Origin of the sequence: Streptomyces sp. H27-H1 (assembly GCF_026627445.1) — a bacterium.
Taxonomy (GTDB): Bacteria; Actinomycetota; Actinomycetes; order Streptomycetales; family Streptomycetaceae; genus Streptomyces.
In genome coordinates this window covers 204,053-220,671 of sequence record NZ_JAPNLJ010000007.1, presented here as the reverse complement: position 1 = coordinate 220,671, position 16,619 = coordinate 204,053, and the positions used below count along the sequence as shown (strand labels likewise).

At 72.7% G+C, this 16,619-nt stretch carries 11 protein-coding genes; 4 read left to right on the top strand and 7 right to left on the bottom strand.

From position 1 onward, the window contains the following. Positions 1-66 precede the first annotated feature (66 nt). Together OTB20_RS10390 and pulA are read left to right on the top strand one after the other, a co-directional pair. Entirely contained in the window at positions 67-1,845 is a 1,779-nt protein-coding gene (locus OTB20_RS10390; RefSeq protein WP_267816620.1) for a carbohydrate-binding module family 20 domain-containing protein, read from the top strand. A 41-nt stretch (positions 1,846-1,886) separates the two neighbouring features. After that, complete coding sequence (pulA, locus tag OTB20_RS10385; protein ID WP_420716365.1) at positions 1,887-7,271, top strand: pullulanase-type alpha-1,6-glucosidase; 5,385 nt, start codon at positions 1,887-1,889, stop codon at positions 7,269-7,271. A 33-nt stretch (positions 7,272-7,304) separates the two neighbouring features. On the opposite strand, the gene OTB20_RS10380 is transcribed toward pulA, so the two are convergent. The 7 genes from OTB20_RS10380 to OTB20_RS10350 all read right to left on the bottom strand — a co-directional run bounded on the left by OTB20_RS10380 (position 7,305) and on the right by OTB20_RS10350 (position 14,220). Beyond that, positions 7,305-7,841, bottom strand: coding sequence for a GNAT family N-acetyltransferase (locus tag OTB20_RS10380; protein WP_267816618.1), 537 nt, complete (start codon positions 7,839-7,841; stop codon positions 7,305-7,307). A 39-nt stretch (positions 7,842-7,880) separates the two neighbouring features. Beyond that, positions 7,881-8,612, bottom strand: coding sequence for a TetR/AcrR family transcriptional regulator (locus tag OTB20_RS10375; RefSeq protein ID WP_267816616.1), 732 nt, complete (start codon positions 8,610-8,612; stop codon positions 7,881-7,883). Between the two features lie 46 nt (positions 8,613-8,658). Continuing rightward, on the bottom strand, positions 8,659-9,711 hold the full coding sequence (locus tag OTB20_RS10370) for a PDR/VanB family oxidoreductase (protein ID WP_267816614.1): 1,053 nt from the start codon (positions 9,709-9,711) through the stop codon (positions 8,659-8,661). Beyond that, entirely contained in the window at positions 9,708-10,631 is a 924-nt protein-coding gene (locus tag OTB20_RS10365; protein ID WP_267761366.1) for a metal-dependent hydrolase, read from the bottom strand. Before OTB20_RS10365 ends, OTB20_RS10370 begins: the two co-directional genes overlap by 4 nt. Positions 10,632-10,703: 72 nt before the next feature. Then, positions 10,704-12,632: a hypothetical protein gene (locus tag OTB20_RS10360; protein ID WP_267816612.1), complete on the bottom strand. Its 1,929-nt coding sequence runs from the start codon at positions 12,630-12,632 to the stop codon at positions 10,704-10,706. An 87-nt stretch (positions 12,633-12,719) separates the two neighbouring features. Continuing rightward, complete coding sequence (locus OTB20_RS10355) at positions 12,720-13,535, bottom strand: tyrosine-protein phosphatase (RefSeq protein WP_267816610.1); 816 nt, start codon at positions 13,533-13,535, stop codon at positions 12,720-12,722. An 85-nt stretch (positions 13,536-13,620) separates the two neighbouring features. Continuing rightward, positions 13,621-14,220, bottom strand: coding sequence for a rhomboid-like protein (locus OTB20_RS10350; RefSeq protein WP_267816608.1), 600 nt, complete (start codon positions 14,218-14,220; stop codon positions 13,621-13,623). A gap of 66 nt (positions 14,221-14,286) precedes the next feature. Here OTB20_RS10350 and OTB20_RS10345 point away from each other — a divergent pair, with 66 nt between their 5' ends. Both OTB20_RS10345 and OTB20_RS10340 read left to right on the top strand, forming a co-directional pair. After that, positions 14,287-15,093, top strand: a complete 807-nt coding sequence (locus OTB20_RS10345; protein WP_267816606.1) for a hypothetical protein — start codon at positions 14,287-14,289, stop codon at positions 15,091-15,093. Between the two features lie 78 nt (positions 15,094-15,171). Next, the gene (locus OTB20_RS10340) at positions 15,172-16,617 is read left to right on the top strand and encodes a PepSY-associated TM helix domain-containing protein (protein ID WP_267816605.1); all 1,446 of its coding nucleotides are present in this window, start codon (positions 15,172-15,174) and stop codon (positions 16,615-16,617) included. Positions 16,618-16,619 lie beyond the last annotated feature (2 nt).

The window sequence follows — 16,619 nt, the reverse complement described above, 5'->3', positions numbered from 1 at the left end:
AATCCCCGACTCGGCCGTGACCGGTCCCCACCCGGCTCCGTGCCTCTCCGCCAGGAGGAACACCCCATGCTGACCCGTGCTCGCGCCGTCAGAGCCGCCGCCGCGCTGCTCTCCGTGTCCGCCGTCACCGCCGTGACCGCCCTCGCCGTGGTCGGTGGGCCCGCCCCGGAGGCGGTAGCCGCCGCACCTGGGGAAAAGGACGTCACCGCCGTCATGTTCGAGTGGCGGTTCGAGTCCGTGGGCAAGGCGTGCGGGGAGAGCCTCGGGCCCGCGGGATACGGCTACGTCCAGGTCTCGCCCCCGCAGGAGCACATCCAAGGCGGCCAGTGGTGGACCTCGTACCAGCCCGTCAGCTACAAGATCGCCGGCCGGCTGGGTGACCGTGCCGCCTTCAAGGCCATGGTCGACGCCTGTCACGCCGCCGGCGTGAAGGTCGTCGCCGACTCCGTCATCAACCACATGGCGGCCTCCGACGGGACCGGTACCGGCGGCAGTTCGTACACGAAGTACAACTACCCCGGCATCTACTCCGGCTCGGACATGGACGACTGCCGGTCCTCGATCTCGAACTACGGCGACCGCGGCAACGTCCAGAACTGCGAGCTCGTCCAGCTCGCCGACCTGGACACGGGCGAGGAGTACGTACGCGGCCGGATCGCGGGTTACCTCAACGACCTGCTCTCCCTCGGCGTCGACGGGTTCCGGATCGACGCCGCCAAGCACATGCCCGCCGCCGACCTCACCAACATCAAGAGCCGGCTGAGCAACCCGAACGCCTACTGGAAGCAGGAGGCGATCCACGGCGCCGGCGAGGCCGTCTCGCCCACCGAGTACCTCGGTAGCGGCGACGTGCAGGAGTTCCGCTACGCCCGCGACCTGAAGAGGGTCTTCCAGAGCGAGAACCTCGCCAACCTGAAGAACTTCGGCGAGGCGTGGGGGTACATGCCCGGAAGCCAGGCCGGTGTCTTCGTCGACAACCACGACACCGAGCGCGGTGGCGACACGCTGAGCTACAAGAACGGCTCCGCCTACACGCTCGCCAGCGTCTTCATGCTGGCCTGGCCCTACGGGTCGCCCGACGTGCACTCCGGCTACGAGTGGACCGACCGGGATGCCGGTCCGCCCAACGGCGGCGCGGTGAACGCCTGTTACACCGACGGGTGGAAGTGCCAGCACGACTGGCGGGAGATCTCCTCCATGGTCGGTTTCCGCAACTCCGCACGCGGCCAGGCCGTCACGGACTGGTGGGACAACGGGGGCGACCAGATCGCCTTCGGGCGCGGTGCCAAGGCGTACGTGGCGATCAACCACGAGTCCTCCGCGCTGACCCGGACCTTCCAGACCTCCCTGCCGGCCGGTGACTACTGCGACGTGCAGAGCGGTCGCGCGGTCGCCGTGGACTCCGGCGGGCGGTTCACCGCCACCCTCGGTGCCGGGACGGCCGTCGCCCTGCACGCGGGTGCACGGAGCTGCGGAAGCGGACCCGTCGTGACGCCGAGCCCGACCCCGACTTCGACGCCTACCCCGACGCCCACCGCCACCCCCATCACCGCCGCCGGGGCCTCCTTCGCCGTCAACGCCACCACCGTCATCGGCCAGAACATCTACGTCACCGGTGACCGCGCCGAGCTCGGCAACTGGAACACCGCCAGCGCCCTCAAGCTCGACCCGGCCGCCTACCCCGTCTGGAAGCTCGACGTCACGCTCCCGCCCGGCACGGTCTTCGCGTACAAGTACGTCCGCAAGGACGCCGCCGGGAACGTCACCTGGGAGAGCGGAGCCAACCGGTCCGCCACGGTCCCCGCGAACGGCAAGGTCACGCTGACCGACACCTGGCGCAACTGACCCTCCCGCCCCACCCCGTCCCGCACCCGAGGAGATCCGCCTTGATACGCCCCGCCCTCGCCGGCGCCGCCGGAGTGCTCGCCGCCACCCTGGCCGTGACGCTCCTGCCCGCCCTCCCGGCCGCCGCGTCGGCCGCCGCCAAAGCGCCGCCGGCTCCACCTTCGGACGGCAAGATGGCCGCCGAGTCCGCGCGACACGATCTGACCCGGGAGCAGTTCTACTTCGTGCTGCCGGACCGGTTCGCGAACGGCGACCCGCGCAACGACCGGGGCGGTCTGACCGGTTCCCGGCTGGAGACCGGGCTGGACCCGACGGACAAGGGGTTCTACCAGGGCGGGGACCTCAAGGGGCTCACCGACCGGCTGGACTACATCAAGGGGCTCGGCACCACGGCCATCTGGATGGCGCCGATCTTCAAGAACCAGCCGGTGCAGGGGACGGGCAAGGACGCCTCGGCCGGCTACCACGGGTACTGGATCACGGACTTCACCCAGGTCGATCCGCACTTCGGGACCAACGCCGACCTGGAGCGGCTGATCGACAAGGCGCACGGGAAGGGGATGAAGGTCTTCTTCGACGTCATCACCAACCACACCGCCGACGTCGTGGACTACCGGGAGGCGTCCTACGGGTACCTCTCCAAGGGCGCCTTCCCCTACCTCGCCAAGGACGGGCTGCCGTTCGAGGACGCGGACCACGCCGACGGCGGGGGGAAGTTCCCGGCCGTGGACGGCGACTCCTTCCCCCGCACCCCCTTCGTCCCGGCGGCGAAGAAGAACCTGAAGTCCCCGGCCTGGCTCAACGACCCGACGATGTACCACAACCGGGGCGACTCCACCTTCGCCGGCGAATCGTCCGACCAGGGCGACTTCTTCGGCCTCGACGACCTGTGGACCGAGCGTCCCGAGGTCGTGGAGGGGATGGAGAAGATCTACGAGAAGTGGGTCAAGGATTTCGACATCGACGGCTTCCGGATCGACACCGTGAAACACGTCGACCTGGGGTTCTGGACGCAGTGGGCCACCGCCCTCGACGCGTACGCGGCCAAGCGCGGCCGCAAGGACTTCTTCATGTTCGGCGAGGTCTACTCCGCCGACACCGCGGTCACCTCCCCGTACGTGACCCGGGGCCGGCTCGACGCCACCCTCGACTTCCCGCTCCAGGAGGCGATCCGCTCCTACGCCGCCCAGGGCGCGGGAGCCGGCCGGCTGGCCTCCGTCTTCGGCGACGACTACCGGTACACCACCGACAAGGCGAACGCCTACGAGCAGGTCACCTTCCTCGGCAACCACGACATGGGCCGCTTCGGGACCTTCCTGAAGCAGGACCGGCCCGGCGCGGGCGAGCAGGAGCTGCTGGACCGCTACCGGCTGGCCAATGAGCTGATGTTCCTCTCCCGGGGCAACCCGGTGATCTACTCCGGCGACGAGCAGGGCTTCACCGGCGCGGGCGGCGACAAGGATGCGCGCCAGCCCCTCTTCGCCTCTCGGGCGGCCGACTACCTGGACGACGACCAGCTCGGAACGGCGCGCACGCATGCGAGCGATGCTTACGATCCGGAGCACCCGCTCTACAAGCAGATCAGTGCTCTCTCGAAGCTGGCCAAGGACAACCCGGCCCTCCGCGACGGCGTTCAGAGTGAACGTTTCTCCGACGGTTCGGCCTACGCCTTCGCCCGCACCGACACCCGTACCCGCACCGAGTACCTGGTCGCGGCCAACAACGCCACCGAGCCCCGCACCATAGAACTCGACGCCCCGGCCGGCGCCCAGTACCGCACCCTGTACGCAGGAGGAGCAGCCGCAGACAAGGCCCTCCCGCGCGCCTCGGCCGCCGGCAAGCTCACCGTCACCCTCCCCGCGCTCGGCACCGTCGTCCTCCAGGCGACCGCCCCGACCGCCAAGCCCGCCGCCTCCTCCGCCAAGCCCTCCGTCACCCTCAAGGCCCCGGCCCCCGGTGCCACCGGCACCGTCGAGCTCTCCGCCGTGGTGACCGGCGACCCCCTGAGCCGGGTCGTGTTCGCCGCCCAGACCGGCACCGACAAGTGGCAGGTCCTCGGCTCCGCCGACCACGCCCCGTACAAGGTCACCCAGCATGTGACGGCCGCCGCCGGCACCCCGCTGCGCTACAAGGCCGTCGTCGTCGACTCCGCCGGCCGCACCGCGAGCGCCCTCGCCGCATCCACCGCCGGCCAGACCCCGCCCGCCGAGATCCCCACCGCCACCCAGCGCGACTACGCGATCGTCCACTACAACCGCCCCGACGGCGACTACACCGACTGGCGCCTGTACGCCTGGGGCGACCTCGCCGAGGGCGAGGCCACCACGTGGCCCGCCGGGCACGATTTCACCGGCCGCGACGCGTACGGCGCCTTCGCCTACGTCAGGCTCAAGCCCGGTGCGAGCAGCGTCAATTACCTCGTCATCGACAAGGACGGCAACAAGGACGTCGCCACCGACCGCACCCTCGACGTCACCAAGACCGGCGAGGTCTGGCTCGACCAGGGCAAGGAAGCCCCCCGCCCCGAGCGTCCCGCCTACCCGCCGCAGGACCAGTCGAAGGCCGTCCTGCACTACCAGCGCCCCGACGGCGCCTACGAGGGCTGGGGCCTGCACGTCTGGACCGGAGCGGCGACGCCCACGGAGTGGTCCAAGCCGGTGCTCCCCGTCCGCACCGACTCCTACGGCGCGGTGTACGAGGTCCCCCTCGCCGCCGGGGCCGCCACCCTCAGCTACATCCTCCACAACGGCGACGCGAAGGACCTCCCGACCGACCAGTCCCTCGACGTGAAGGCCAACGGCAACGAGGTGTGGATGCTCGGCGGCAAGGAGAAGTACCTCCTCCCGCAGCCGGCCGGCAGCGCCGCCGCCCTGGACCTCACCAAGGCCCAGGCCGTCTGGATCGACCGCGACACCGTCGCCTGGAACGCCCCGCAGGCCGCCGCCTCCCTCCAGCTCCTCGCCTCCCGCGAAGGCGCCGTCAAGGTGGAGAACGGCGCCCTGACCGGCCGCGCCCAGTGGCTGCGCCTGGCCAAGTCCGAGCTGACCGCCGCCCAGAAGCAGAAGTTCCCGCACCTGGCCGCGTACGCCGCCTACACGGTCGACCCGCGCGACCGGGACCGCGTACGGGAAGCCCTGCGCGGCCAGCTCGTGGCAAGTGCCCGTGCCGCCAACGGCGCCGTCCTCGCCGCCACCGGCGTGCAGCTCGCCGGTGCCCTCGACGACCTCTACACGACCGGCGCCCAGCTCGGCCCCGTCTTCAAGGACGGCCGCCCCACCCTCTCCGTCTGGGCCCCGACCGCCCAGCAGGTCGCCCTGGAACTGGACGGCCGCACCGTGGCCATGCGCCGCGACGACGCCACCGGCGTCTGGTCGGTGCGCGGTGAGCGCGGCTGGACCGGCAAGCGCTACCGCTACGCCGTCACCGTGTGGGCCCCGAGCACGGCGCAGGTGGTCCGAAACCTCGTCACCGACCCGTACTCCACCGCCCTGACCACGGACTCCGCGTACAGCCTGGCCGTGGACCTGGCCGACCCGAAGCTGGCCCCGGCCGGCTGGCGCGAACTGAAGAAGCCCGCGCCCGTGCCGTTCACCTCCGCGCAGATCCAGGAGCTGCACATCCGCGACTTCTCCGTCGCCGACCGCACCAACACCCACCCCGGCCAGTACCTGGCCTTCACGGACACCGCCTCGACGGGCATGCGCCACCTGCGCGACCTGGCCGCCGCCGGGACCTCGTACGTCCACCTCCTGCCCGCCTTCGACATCGGCACCATCCCGGAGAAGCCCGCGGACCGCACCGAGCCCGCCTGCGACCTGAAGGTCTACGCCCCCGACTCCGAGGAGCAGCAGGCCTGCGTGGCCGCCGCGGCCGCGAAGGACGCCTACAACTGGGGCTACGACCCGCTGCACTACACGGTCCCCGAGGGCTCGTACGCGAGCGACCCGAACGGCACGGCGCGCACGGTGGAGTTCCGCCGCATGGTGCAGTCGCTGAACGGCGCGGGCCTGCGCACGGTGATGGACGTGGTCTACAACCACACGGTGGCGTCCGGCCAGTCCGACAAGTCGGTGCTGGACCGCATCGTCCCCGGCTACTACCAGCGGCTGCTGGCCGACGGCTCCGTCGCCAACTCCAGCTGCTGCGCCAACACCGCCCCCGAGAACGCCATGATGGGGCGACTCGTGGTGGACTCGGTGGTCACCTGGGCCAAGCAGTACAAGGTCGACGGCTTCCGCTTCGACCTCATGGGCCACCACCCGAAGGCCAACATCCTGGCCGTGCGCGCCGCCCTCGACGCGCTGACCGTCGCCAAGGACGGCGTGGACGGCAAGAAGATCGTCCTCTACGGGGAGGGCTGGAACTTCGGGGAGGTCGCGAACGACGCCCGTTTCGTCCAGGCCACGCAGCAGAACATGGCCGGCACCGGTATCGCCACCTTCTCCGACCGCGCCCGTGACGCGGTGCGCGGCGGCGGTCCTTTCGACGAGGACCCGCGCGTCCAGGGCTTCGCCTCCGGCCTGTTCACCGCCCCGAACGCCTCCCCGGCGAACGGCACCGCGGAGCAGCAGCGCGTCCGGCTCCTCCACGACCAGGACCTGATCAAGGTCGGGCTGACCGGCAACCTCGCCCCTTACGCCTTCACGGATTCCACCGGCCGCGCGGTCAAGGGCTCCGAGGTGGACTACAACGGCGCCCCGGCCGGATACGCGGCGGCGCCCGGCGACGCGCTCGCGTACGTCGACGCCCACGACAACGAGTCGCTCTTCGACGCCCTGGCGTTCAAGCTCCCGGAGGGCACTTCGGCGGCCGACCGGGCCCGTGCGCAGGTCCTGGCCATGTCCGTCGCCGCCCTCTCCCAGGGGCCGGCCCTCTCGCAGGCGGGCACGGACCTGCTCCGCTCCAAGTCCCTGGACCGCAATTCCTACGACAGCGGGGACTGGTTCAACGCCATCCACTGGGACTGCCGGGACGGAAACGGCTTCGGCCGCGGCCTGCCGCCGGCCGCCGACAACCTCTCGAAGTGGCCCTACGCGAAGCCCCTGCTGGCGGCGTCCGCCCCCGGCTGCGCGGAGATCGACGGCGCTTCGTCCGCGTACCGCGACCTGCTGAGGATCCGTACGGCGGAACCGGCGTTCGCCCTGACCACCGTCGAGGCGGTCCAGTCGAAGCTGGCCTTCCCCCTCTCGGGCCACGAAGAGACCCCGGGCGTGATCACGATGACCCTGGGCGACCTGGTGGTGGTCTTCAACGCCGCCCCGGACGCGCAGACCCAGCGCGTCCCGGCCCTCGCGGGCACGGCCTACGCCCTGCACCCGGTGCAGGCGGCGGGCACGGACACGGTGGTCAAGAAGTCGGCCTACGCGGCGGCGAAGGGGGAGTTCACGGTCCCTGCCCGCTCGGTGGCGGTCTTCAAGCGGGGCTAGTTCCCGGGCGGGAATCCTGTGGGAGGCGGCCGGTCAGACGACGGTGAGCTGATCGAGCCGCTTCTCCAGCAGGATCACCCCGTACACCCGCCCGTCCCTGCCCTCCTTGTGGGGGAACTCCCCGACCACCCGGTAGCCCGCGCCCTGGTAGTACGCGAGCAGCCGGGGGTTGGTGGAGACGCAGTCCAGCCGCGCCCGCTCGCGGCCGGTCCTGGCGATGCGCCGCTCGGAGTGTTCGAGCAGCCGCCGGCCGGCCCCGGCGGGCGCGGCCTCGCGTTCGACCATGAGCCGGTGCACGTAGCCTGCCACGGGCGGCTGGATGCCCCAGGCCTCCTCGTCGGACCACCACAGCTCGTACGCCCCGACCGCGTGCCCGTCGCCGTCGGAGGCGATCCACACCTCGCCCTCGCGCATGATCGCGTGAAAGTGCGCGGCGTCCTTCTCCCCGGGTTTCCACTGCTCGATGCCGTGCGCGGCCATCCAGCGGGCGGCCTGGTCGTACAGCGCCACCAGCGTGCCGGCGTCCTTCTCCTCGGCCTGCCGGAACACGATCCCGTCGTCAATGATCACGCGGGCATTATTGCGCGGTATTCGATCAAGAAACGTTGATCAACGCGGACCGGGTACCGACGTCCCGCCCGTGGCGACGGGCACCAGGGCCGCCAGCCGCCCCACCAGTTCCCCGAACGGCCCATCGGCCGGCTCGTCCACGAGGATCCGTACGAGAATGCCCGCCATCTCGGCGTCGTAGGCGGCGCTCACCGCGGCCAGCGCCGCGAAATCGTGCACCAGCTGCAACTCCAGCTCGGCGCGCGGGATCCGCCGTCCGTCCAGCCAGATCAGCGCGGTCGACTCGGCCAGCGACACCCACGAGCGCACCACGAGTTCCAGCCGGGCGGGCGGATCCTGCCGGTCGACGCCCAGGTGCGAGAGGATCTGCTCGTACGCGGCCTGCCGCACCTCGTCGATCATCGCGTTGGCCCGGTTGCTGCCGACCGCCGGACCGCCCCGCATCAACGCCGAGAAACCGGGCCCGTGCTCGTCGACGAAGGCGAAGAACCGCCCCATGACCCGGAGCAACCGCGCGCCGAGCGGCCCCTCCTGGGGCTCCACGAACCGCAGCGCGAGCTCGTCGGCCGCCCGCCGCAGCGCTGCCTCGTACAGGCTCAGCTTGCCGGGAAAGTAGTGGTAGACCAGCGGCCGCGATATCCCCGCGGCCGCCGCGATCTCGTCGATGGACACATCGTCGGGCGACCGGTGGCTGAACAGCTCCAGCGCCACCCCGATCAGCTGCTGCCGCCGCTCCTCGACACCCATCCTGCGCCGCACCCCGGTTGTCATGCGGACACCCTACTGCGCGCTCGCGCACAGGTGACCGGCCAGTCCCTCAGAGGTCCAGGACCAGGTGGTCCGAGGCTGCGCGGGAGACACACAGGAGCATCGAATCCTCGTGTTCGCCGTCCGTGAGGAGGGTGTCGCGGTGATCGATGTCCCCCGCCAGGACCCGGTGTTGGCAGGTGCCGCAGAAGCCCTGCTCGCAGGAGTACGGGGTATTGGGCAGCTCCCGGCGCACAGCGGTCAGTGCGGACTCCGTCGCCGCCACCTCCACGACCCGCCCCGAGCGGCGCAGTTCCACGGTGAAGGGCTTCGCGTCTCCGCCGCCGGCCGCCGGTGCGAAGCGCTCAAGGTGGACCGGGGCGCCCGCAGGGGCGGCGGCCGCTTCGACGGCCGCCATCAGGGGGGCCGGGCCGCAGCAGTAGACCAGGGTGTCCTGGCCGAGCGCGCCTAGCGCGGACAGGTCGGGGAGTCCGGCCTCGTCCTCGGGGACGACCGTGACCCGGTCGCCGTACCGGGCGAGTTCGGCCAGGAAGGGCATCGAGGCGCGCGAGCGGCCCCCGTAGAGCAGGGTCCAGGCCGCGCCCGCCGCCGTCGCCTCCCGGAGCATCGGCAGGAGCGGGGTGATGCCGATGCCGCCGGCGACGAAGGCGTAGGACGGGGCCGGGGTGAGGGGGAAGCGGTTGCGGGGCGGGCGGACCGGAAGTTCCGTGCCCTCCACCAGCTGGGCGTGCGCCTCGCGCGAGCCGCCGCGGCCGTCCTCCACGAGCCGGACCGCGATCGTGTAGCGGCCCCGGTCGGCGGGGTCGCCGCACAGGGAGTACTGGCGGACCAGCCCCGACGGGAGCTGTACGTCCAGGTGCGCGCCCGGGGTCCAGTCCGGGAGGTCCGCCGATTCCAGCGTCAGGGACAGGACTCCGTGCGCAGGCTCCGTACGGGACACGATCAGCGCCGGGATCCACCGGCGCGGCGAGTGCCCCGACACCGGGACCTCCAGCGCGGGCAGCGGCCAGAGGGGGGATCCGGCGTCGATGCGCCTGCCGATCGCGCGCTTCGCCAGCCATGCGGCGCCCGCGAGCGCGGTCACCGTGAGGGCGCGGTTCATCCGTGGAGACCGCCGTTCGCCGGGTGGAGACCGCCGTTGGCGCCGGGCGAGGAGGCCAGGTAGGCGACGGCCTGCGCCGTGGAGCCCTCCTGCGAAGGGTGGTACGTACGCGCGAGGTACGTCGGGATCGACTTCAGCATCGCGCCCGCGGACGGCAGGGTCCCCTTGCGGCCCGAGCGGTAGAACTGGCCCACCGAGGCCTTGGAGCCGGGCGGGAGCCCGGGGTCGTGTTCCATGAAGTAGCGCGATCCGCGCTGCCACAGGAAGACCAGCGCCGTGAAGGCGGTGGCCCAGGTGCGGGCCCGGCGGCGGTAGTTGCCGTCCAGGTGCATGAAGAGGTCGAAGGCCACCGACCGGTGCTCGACCTCCTCCGCGCCGTGCCAGCGCAGCAGGTCCAGCATCATCGGGTCCGCGCCGCGCCGGTCCAGTTCCTCGGCGTTGAGGATCCAGTTGCCCAGGAAGGCCGTGTAGTGCTCGATCGCGGCGATCATCGCCACCCGCTCCATCAGCCACCACTTGCGGGCCCCGCCCGGCGGCAGCGTCCGGTCGCCGAGCAGCTTCTCGAAGAGCCAGTCGACCTGGGCCGTGTAGGGGGTCGGGTCCAGGCCCAGCCGCTTGAGGTGGGGGAGTACGTCGTCGTGCGCGCTCGCGTGCATGGCCTCCTGGCCGATGAACCCGACGACGTCCTCGCGCAGCCGCTCGTCCGTGATGTACGGGAGCACCTGCTTGTAGACGTGCACGAACCAGCGCTCGCCCGCCGGGAGCAGCAGGTGCAGCACGTTGATGGTGTGGTTGGCGAAGGGGTCGCCGGGCAGCCAGTGCAGCGGGGTGTCCTCCCAGGAGAAGGACACGTCGCGGGCCTTGAGATCTATGTGTTCCGACGCCACGGGGGCGGGCGACGCGGGCGGCGTATTAGACATGGCGTCAATGTACTGATGGGTAGAAGGGAGGGAAACCCCTCTGCCGGCACTTCCTGCCGCCCCCGCCCCGGGCTACCTCAGCACGCCCGCCTTCGAACCGTCCGTGAGCTTGCCCGTCAGCTCCACCTGCGCCCCCGCCGGAGCCTTCACCGCCAGCCGGTTGCCCGTGGCGACCCCGCTCACCTGGCCGCCGCCCACGGTCAGCGAGGCGAACTGCGCACTGCCCGCCGCCAGTACGTACCACTGCCCGGCCTTCGATTTCCACAGCACCCCGGCCAGCACCCGCGGCTCCCGCGGCCCGCACGCCGGCGAGCCCTCCGCCTTCGCCGCCTGCGCGGCCAGCGGCGCCCCCGGGGCCAGGAACTGCGCCTGCACCCGGTCCGCCGTGCCCTGCCAGGTCTCCGCCCGGGTGCACAGCCAGGTCGCGGTGCCGTCGCCCCCCGGCAGCGGCTGCTTCGCGTACGTCCACGCGTTGACCGTGCGGACCCCGTGCGAGCGCACCGACGGCAGCAGGCAGGCGATCCGCGACCAGTCGCCCAGCTCCGCGCCCTCCGTCACGTTCCGCTCGGCGCCCGGCGCCCCCGAGGTCAGCCGGGCCGGGGTCAGCTCGCCCAGGTCGGTGATCAGCCGGGTCGCGCCGTCGCCGGTCACGGCCAGGGCGTTCCAGCTCGTACACGTACCGTCCGGGGCGGGGCTCGCCACCGGCGGAGTGACCCCCTCCGGCGTCAGCTTGAGCTTGGCCGGGGCGCCGCCCGGCTTCACCAGGTCCCGCAGCGCCGCGCCCGTCACCCACGGGGCCGCCAGATAGCGGACGTTGCCGTCGACCCGGCTGAGCACCAGGGCCGTCGCCGTGTCCGCCGAGGCCCCGTCGGTCCGGGCGAAGTCGAGGGCGGCGATATCGGTACCGGAGCGCGGTTCGGCGTACCGCACCACGCGCAGGCCGTCGTACAGCAGGACCACGACGGCCTGGTCGACGGTGCCGGCGAACAGCAGCTGCGGCGGCCCCATCGGCGGCCCGGACGGGGTGCCCGGGGTGGCCGAGACCACGACCGAGCGGCCCGGCCGGGCCCAGACGGCCAACGCCCGCCGCAGCAGCACGGCGTCGTCGACGCGGTCGCCGCGCGCGGGCCAGCCGGAGTAGTCGGTACGGGAGGACGTACGCCAGAGCGTGGGCGCGACCCGGACCAGCTGCCCGGGGTCCAGAGCCTGCTCCGCCGCCGCGTTCTTCGCGTAGAGCGGGGCGGCGGCCCCGTCGGTCCCCCACCCGCCGCCCGGCAGCGCGAGCAGCGCCCCGCATACGGCGAGGGCGATCCCGGCGGCGATCCCGGCCCGTACGAGCCGGCGGCGGCGCAGCAGATCGGTGGGCCGCGCCTGGAGCACACAGGGATCGAACTCGGGGGAGGCGAACAGCTCGTCGGTCGCCGGATCACCGGATTCCGCGACGGCGGCCGCCGGGTTGACCACCCCGGCCTCCGCCAGCACCCGCAGCACCTCCGGCTCGGGCAGCCGCTCCAGCGCCCGCAGTACGCAGGCCGCTCGGCCCGGCCCGTCGAGGGTGGCCAGCCACTGGTCGAGGGCCAGCTCCTCGGCGCCGCCGGAGCGCGGGAACAGCCGCAGCCCCCACACCTGGGGGAGCAGCGGCGGCAGTTGCGTACGCCGGGGCAGTGCGCGGAACGTCAGCGGGATCCCGGCCTCCAGGGCGGAGCGCAGCACCCGCAGCCGTACGTACGCGTAACCGGACTCCGGACCGGCGCCGCCCCGCTGTCCCGGCACCCCGCCCTGCACCGCCGCCTGGGCGGCGGCCGCTCCGTCCCGGCGGCCGCGCGGCAGGGCGCGCTGGGCCATCGAGTGGGCGGTGAGGACCCGCCGGTTGCGGCCGAGGGCGGGCGGCAGCACCAGGTAGGCCAGCCGCACCAGCCGGGGATAGTGCTCGACGATGGCGGCCTCGGCCTGTTCGACGTCGGGGGAGGGGGGGCGGGTGGCGGTATCCGGCGCAGTCACGTTCAGCAGAACGAGCGAATGGTCGGATGGTCACCCGGTCCCAGCGCGCGCGTTCGGACCGGCCGCCCCCTCAACGGCCGCAGGGGTTCACACGACGAGGCGGGCGCGCAGCGCCTCGACCGTCTCGTCGGAGACGCCGAGCCCCTCGCGCACGTACTTCTCCATCGAGCCGTAGCGCGTGTTCACCTCGTCGAGCGCGGCCTCCAGGTAGGAGGGGAAGACGCCGATCAGCGCCAGCGCGATGTCCGGGTCCCCGCCGGCCGCGGTGAAGCCCTCGATCATCGGGGCGAAGGCGATCCGCACCGCCGGGTTGACCGACAGGTACTCGCTCATCAGCGTCTCGTCGTCGGCGCCCAGCAGCGACAGGACCACGGTCGCGCCCCAGCCCGTACGGTCCTTGCCCGCCGTGCAGTGGAAGAGCAGCGGTCCGGACCGCGGGTCGGCGAGCTCGGTGAGCAGCAGCCGGTACGCGGACTGCGCCGAGGCGGAGCTGACCAGCGAGCGGTAGATGCTGGCGAACAGGGCCTGCGCTTTGCCGCCGCCCAAGTGCTCCTCGGCCACCACCGGGTCGGACAGCAGCTCCTTGAGCTGGGCGGCGGGAATCCTCCCGGGGTCGCCGTCGCCCGCGGTGTCGGCCGTCACCTTGTCGGCCAGGGCGTCGGCGATGAGCAGCCGGGCGCCGGCCGGTATCCGGTCCGGGTGGTCGCCGCGCTCCACGTCGGTGCGGAAGTCGACGACGGTGGCGATGCCGAGCGCGGCCACCGCCTGGTCGACCTCGAGGTCGAGCCGGTCGAGCTGGCCCGCGCGCAGCACCAGACCCGGGCGGATGCTGCGGCCGCCGGAGAGCGGGGTGCCGCCGAGGTCCCGGAGGTTGGCGACGGTCTTGGCGGGGGTGACGGTCATCGTGGCGGCTCCAACGTGATCAGTGAATCGAATGATCGGAGAACTGAACGGCTCGGAACGATGCACGCCGGGTGACGCGTGTCATCTATCTGATTTTCGGAGATTTCGCTCCGGAAAGGTAATCGGCGGCCAGGGAGACCCCGAGGCCGAGCCCGAGAGCCACCAGGTGCCCGGCATCGGTGAAGGTCCGCTCCCGCCGCAGCACCGGGCGGACGGCGAGTGCCAGCAACCCGACCCGGGCGGTGGTGCGCACCGGCCCGCGCGCAAGCGCCGAGGTCAGCGCCCCGAGGACGGTGTTGAACCCGTAGCTGGTGCCCACGTCCACCGCTCGCCGGGTCCGCGGCCCGGCCGTCCGGCGCAGCACCCCGTACACCAGGAGGGTCGCCGTGACGTGCCCGAACAGGAAGGCGGCGGCCGTCCACCAGGCGCCGTAGGCGTACTCGGCGTACCCGAGGACGGCGGCCAGCAGCAGCGCGTACGGCAGCGGCATCGGCTCCTCCACGAGGAGCGCGCTGGCCGGCAGGGTCTCCCAGCGGCCGGCGTCCAGGTTGTCGGCGTTGGTGGAGCAGCGGATCAGCAGCCGTTCCCGCGCCGCCGGATCCAGCCGCCCCAGGGCGTACGCCCCCAGCTGGACCGTGCCCGTATATACCGTGCTCACCGGGACCGTCCACGCCAAGGGGCTCATCGGGCCATGATCGGCCACGGGGGTGCCGCGGGGCGAGCCGGGGGCCCATGGCAGCATTCGCAGGTCATGTCACACAGCCCCGCGCCGATGCGCGCCACGCGGGCCGCGGTATTCGCGGCGGTGGCCGTCGCACTGGGCGCGGCGGGGCATTCGTACATGTCCGGTACGGACATTCCCGCACTGGGCCTTCTGGCCGCATTCGGGATGACCGGAGGGCTCGCCTGGCTCTCCGCCGGGCGCCGGCGCGGACCGCTCCCCATCACCGCCGCGCTGCTCGCCGTGCAGACGGTCCTGCACCTCGTCTTCTCCGCCTCGGGCGGGAGCGGGCCGGTGACGGGCGTGGGCATGGGCATGGGCGTGGGCATGGGCGTGGGCGTGGGCATGGGCATGGGCGTGGGCGTGGGCCTGGAGGGTGCGGACACGGAGGACATGCACTCCATGCACTCCATGCACTCGATGGACGGCATGGACGGCATGGACGGCATGCACGCGATGGAGGGCATGAGCGGTATGGCCGGCATGGGCGACATGGCGGCCGGCCACGCCCACGACGGACTCGGCATGATCGCCGCACACGTGCTCGCCGGGCTGTTCTGCGCGCTCTGGCTGGCCTGGGGCGAGGCCGCCGTCTTCCGGCTCGCCGCCGCCCTCGCGGCCGGGGCACTGCTCGCAGCCCGGCCGCTCTCCCGGGTGCTCGCCCTGCTCCGGCCGCGCGGGCTCCCCGTCCCGGCGACGCCCGCGTTCCGGACCGCCGGATACGAGCGGCCGCGGACCCTGCGCGGCGCCGTGCACGCGCACACCGCCGAACGGCGCGGGCCGCCCGTGCGCGGACGGATCCGTATCACGGCCCCCGGCCGCCCTGCCCGCGCCTGACCGAACGGCGCACCTCCTCGGTGAGGGGGCGAGACCTGGGGCCGCTCACCCATGTCTTCGCCAACACCTAGGACACCCATGTCTCTCGACGAGGCCGCGGAACTCCGCGCAGCGGACCCCGACGCCCCCGCCCGCACGCCCGGCACCTGGGCCGCCCTGCGGCCGCTGCTGCTGCGCCTGCACTTCTACGCCGGGGTGCTGATCGCCCCGCTCCTGTTCGTCGCCGCCACCACCGGGCTGCTCTACGCCGGCTCCTGGCAGGCCGAGAAGATCCTCTACGCCGACCAGCTGACGGTCGACCGCGTCGGCGCGAGCGCGCAGCCGCTCGGCGCCCAGGTCGCCGCCGCCGAGAAGGCCGCGCCCCAGGGCACGGTGACGGCCGTGTGGCCCGCGCCCGAGGCGGATGCCACCACCCGGGTGATCATGGAAAGCCCGGGACTCGCCGAGGGCGAGACCCTCACCGTGTTCGTCGACCCGTATACGGCCGAGGTCCGCGGAAAGCTCACCACCGTCGGTGACGCGCTGCCGTTGCGGGCCTGGCTGAGCGAGCTCCACTCCAGCCTGCAGCTCGGGGAGTTCGGCCGGAACTACAGCGAGCTCGCCGCGAGCTGGCTGTGGGTGGTCGCGCTCGGCGGGCTCGCGCTGTGGATCGGCCGCAACCGTGCGCGCAGGGCCGCCCTCGTCGTGCCCGACCGCACGGCGGCCGGCCGACGCAAGACCCTGTCCTGGCACGGCTCCGTCGGCGTCTGGATCGCGGTCGCCCTCGTCGGCCTCTCCGCCACCGGCCTGACCTGGTCGAAGTACGCCGGCGAGAACATCGGGGAGCTTCAGGACCGCCTCGGCGGCAGCACCCCGGCCGTCTCCGCGAAGCTCCCCGGAGCCCCGGCCGCCGAAGCCGGTGGTGAGCACGCCGGGCACGGCGCGGCCGGCGGTGACCAGGCGGCGGCGCCCGCCCCGGCCGACGGCATCGGCATCGACGCGGTGGTGGCCGCGGCCCGGGCCGCCGGGGTCACCGAGTCCTTGCGGATCACCCTGCCGGCCCAGGGCAAGGGATACGTGCTCAAGGAGCAGGACAAGCAGCTGCCGGTGCACCTGGACGCGGTCTCCGTGGACCCCGCCGACGGCCGGATCCTCGGCGAACTCCGCTTCGCCGACCACCCGCTGCTCGCGCAGCTGACCCGCTTCGGCATCGATCTGCACATGGGCCTGACCTTCGGGTTCGCCAACCAGCTGGCGCTGGCCGCGCTGGCGGTCCTGGTGATGTTCATGGTCGTCTGGGGATATCGCATGTGGTGGCTGCGCCGCCCGACCAAGGAGCGCAGGCTCTCGGCCGGCCGCCCCCAGCCGCGCGGGGCGTGGCGCAAGCTGCCGGTCACCGTGCTGCTGCCGCTGGCCGCCGCGACGGCCCTCGCGGGCTGGTTCGTACCGATGGTGGGCATCAGCCTGCTGGTGTTCCTGGCGGCGGACCTGCTGATGGGCTTCGCGGCGTCGAAGCGAAGGACGCGGCCCGGGGCGCAGGTCTGAGT

Excerpts from the sequence above, each read along its gene's own strand:
- OTB20_RS10390 (WP_267816620.1), top strand. The coding sequence starts at position 67 with ATGCTGACCCGTGCTCGCGCCGTCAGAGCCGCCGCCGCGCTGCTCTCC.
- OTB20_RS10375 (WP_267816616.1), bottom strand. The coding sequence starts at position 8,612 with ATGACAACCGGGGTGCGGCGCAGGATGGGTGTCGAGGAGCGGCGGCAG.
- OTB20_RS10370 (WP_267816614.1), bottom strand. The coding sequence starts at position 9,711 with ATGAACCGCGCCCTCACGGTGACCGCGCTCGCGGGCGCCGCATGGCTG.
- OTB20_RS10365 (WP_267761366.1), bottom strand. The coding sequence starts at position 10,631 with ATGTCTAATACGCCGCCCGCGTCGCCCGCCCCCGTGGCGTCGGAACAC.
- OTB20_RS10355 (WP_267816610.1), bottom strand. The coding sequence starts at position 13,535 with ATGACCGTCACCCCCGCCAAGACCGTCGCCAACCTCCGGGACCTCGGC.
- OTB20_RS10350 (WP_267816608.1), bottom strand. The coding sequence starts at position 14,220 with ATGAGCCCCTTGGCGTGGACGGTCCCGGTGAGCACGGTATATACGGGC.
- OTB20_RS10345 (WP_267816606.1), top strand. The coding sequence starts at position 14,287 with ATGTCACACAGCCCCGCGCCGATGCGCGCCACGCGGGCCGCGGTATTC.
- OTB20_RS10340 (WP_267816605.1), top strand. The coding sequence starts at position 15,172 with ATGTCTCTCGACGAGGCCGCGGAACTCCGCGCAGCGGACCCCGACGCC.